Below are 2569 nucleotides of genomic sequence, written 5' to 3' on the forward strand. Positions count from 1 at the left end.
CAGCGGGAGCGCGGCTGGGGGCACCTGGATCTGGTCACCCGCGCGCAGTGCGTCGAACCACACCACGGTGACCAGACTCGCCATGGACCGCACGGCGGTATGCAGTGTGCCGGTGCTGTCGGCGCCGGTGGCACCCGGCCCGCCGGCGGTCGCCGCGTCATCGATCAGCGAGGTGGCCAGGGCGCGCAGCCGTCGCTCGATCTCGATGAGGGACGGCAGGTCGAGCGGTTCGACAGCGGCGGGTACGGGGTCGGGTGAGGCGCTGTCAACGGACGGGGGCGCGATCGGCGAGCCGGTTACGGGTATCTGCTGCGTCGGGGGCTGCCCGTCCACAGCATCATGGGTTTCACCCGGCGCAAGCAACCTGGCCTCCGTCGACACGACCTGTCCAATATCCGGACGACGAGCCCTTGTCAAAGGTTGTGCCCCTGGGTTTCCGGTGTATGGCCGAAGGCTGCGCGATCATGTTTTTCGCGCAGCCGGAGGCCTGGGTTTCCGGTGTATGGCCGAAGGCTGCGCGATCATGTTTTTCGCGCCGGGCTTGCGCCCGGATCGGCGAAGCCGGTCCGGGAGGTTCGAGGAGGCCCAGATTTGGGTGGTGGCAGCCCGGATTCCTTGGCCGTCAGGAGGATCTTCGTCACGTATCTGGTTTCTTCGGCAGGGTGGTGAGCTCGGCGAGGCGGCTGCGCAGCGCGGGTTCGGGCATTCCGCCGATTTCGACGATCTTCATACGGCTGGTGGCGCCCCTGATCAGTACGATCTCGCGGCGGCGCACGCCGAAGACGGTTGCCAGCGCCCGCAACGCCGACTCGGTCGCCCGTCCGTCCACCGCGGGTGCGGTCACCCGGACGACAAGGGCCGTGGCACTGCCTGGCGGGTCGCCGCCCGACGGGTCATCCTCCAGCGCGCCCTCTCCCGGCGTGGCGGCCCCGGATACCTCGGGGAAGCCGCCGACCGAGGTCCGGGCCGAGCGGGGACAGACTCTGATCGTCAGGCGCACCGTTGCATCGTCCCGCGAAGCGCCCGGCCGGACGATCGGACCCGATCCTCGGGCGGATGCCGTGGATGTCCCGGATGCGTTTGGACTTCGGCGCGTCACAATGAGTGATAACCCTTGAGTGCGAGGCGCGGCAGCTAACATCCAACTCATGGTGGAAGGTGGAGGACGTGTAGCGCTTGTTACCGGCGGTAATCGAGGGATTGGTGCCGCGTGCGCGGTCGCACTGGCCGCCGCCGGTGACCGGGTGGCGGTCGCCAGCCGCGGGGGCGATGCGCCGGACGGAATGTACGGCGTCCGCCTGGACGTCACCAGTGCGGAAGGTGTCGACAAGGCGTTCGCTGAAGTCGAGGCGGAGCTCGGGCCGGTCGAGGTGCTCGTGTCCAATGCGGGGATCACCCGTGACACGCTTCTGCTCACTATGAGTGAGAGCGAGTTTCAGGAGGTCCTCGACACCAACCTGCTGGGCGCGTACCGCGTGGCCAAGCGTGCGGCCCGGGGCATGCTGCGGATGCGGCGCGGACGGTTGATCTTCATCTCGTCGGTCTCGGCGATGGTCGGTTCTCCGGGGCAGTCGAACTACGCCGCGTCCAAGGCGGGCCTGATCGGGTTCTCCCGCTCCCTCGCCCGTGAGCTTGCCCCCCGCGGTATCACCTCCAACGTGGTGGCTCCCGGCCCGGTTCGCACGGACATGACCGACGCGCTCACCGACGCCCAGCGGGACAATATGGTCAACCAGGTGCCGGCCCGGCGGATGGGTGAGCCGGAGGACGTCGCCGCGCTGGTGGCGTTCCTGGCCTCCCCCCAGGCCTCGTACATCACCGGAGCGGTGATCCCGGTCGACGGTGGGCTCGGTATGGGGCATTAGGCATGGGGCGTTAAGGCCTTTCCGTATCAGGACAATTCTCCTGGACGGGGTTGCCCGGCGATGCCGGGCTTCCTCCACGGTTTTCGGACGCACCCCGGGTCCACCCCGGACCCGGGGTGCGTCGTGTCGTGGTCGCAGGAGACGATTACGACGTGCCAAGTGACAGCCGGACCACGACCGGCCAGGCCGAACCGGTGCATGTCGACGCGTTGCTGCTGGTCTCCTTCGGTGGCCCGCAGTCGCCGTCCGACGTTGTGCCGTTCCTGCGCAACGTCACCCGCGGGCGTGGCATCCCGGACGAGCGGCTCGCCCAGGTCGCCGAACAGTACCGCCGCTTCGGCGGCCGCAGCCCGATCAACGACCAGAACCGGGAGCTGCTGGCGGCGCTGCGGGGCGAGCTCGCGCCGCTGCCGGTCTACTGGGGAAACCGCAACTGGTCGCCGTTCCTCACCGACGCGCTCGAACGGATGCGCCGTGACGGTGTCGGGCGGGCGGCCTGCTTCGTGACGTCCGCCTTTGCCTCCTACTCCGGCTGTCGCCAGTACCGCGAGAACCTCGCGCAGGCGCGGGCCCAGGTCGGCCCGGGCGCACCGGAACTGATCAAGCTGAGGCACTACTTCGACCATCCCGGCTTCGTCCTGCCCATGGTCGACCATGTCGTCGACGAGCTGGAGACGATCCCCGCCGCGTTGCGGGAGGAGACC

Annotated in this window: 3 protein-coding genes and 1 pseudogene; 2 read left to right on the plus strand and 2 right to left on the minus strand. The window is 68.9% G+C overall.

From position 1 onward, the window contains the following. Together DD1DGNOD_RS09585 and DD1DGNOD_RS09590 are read right to left on the minus strand one after the other, a co-directional pair. Positions 1-363: pseudogene (locus DD1DGNOD_RS09585) on the minus strand (pyruvate dehydrogenase); the annotation flags it as partial. 274 nt (positions 364-637) lie between these two features. Beyond that, positions 638-1000: a DUF167 domain-containing protein gene (locus DD1DGNOD_RS09590; RefSeq protein WP_206443052.1), complete on the minus strand. Its 363-nt coding sequence runs from the start codon at positions 998-1000 to the stop codon at positions 638-640. 148 nt (positions 1001-1148) lie between these two features. On the opposite strand from DD1DGNOD_RS09590, the gene fabG reads away from it, so the two are divergent. Continuing rightward, positions 1149-1865 (plus strand): 3-oxoacyl-ACP reductase FabG, encoded by a 717-nt coding sequence (gene fabG, locus DD1DGNOD_RS09595; protein ID WP_131766284.1) that lies wholly within the window; start codon positions 1149-1151, stop codon positions 1863-1865. Between the two features lie 152 nt (positions 1866-2017). After that, a partial coding sequence (locus DD1DGNOD_RS29165) for a ferrochelatase (RefSeq protein ID WP_241255607.1) occupies positions 2018-2569 on the plus strand: 552 nt, incomplete at its 3' end.

Origin of the sequence: Candidatus Protofrankia californiensis, from assembly GCF_900634765.1 — a bacterium.
Classification (GTDB): Bacteria; Actinomycetota; Actinomycetes; order Frankiales; family Frankiaceae; genus Protofrankia; species Protofrankia californiensis.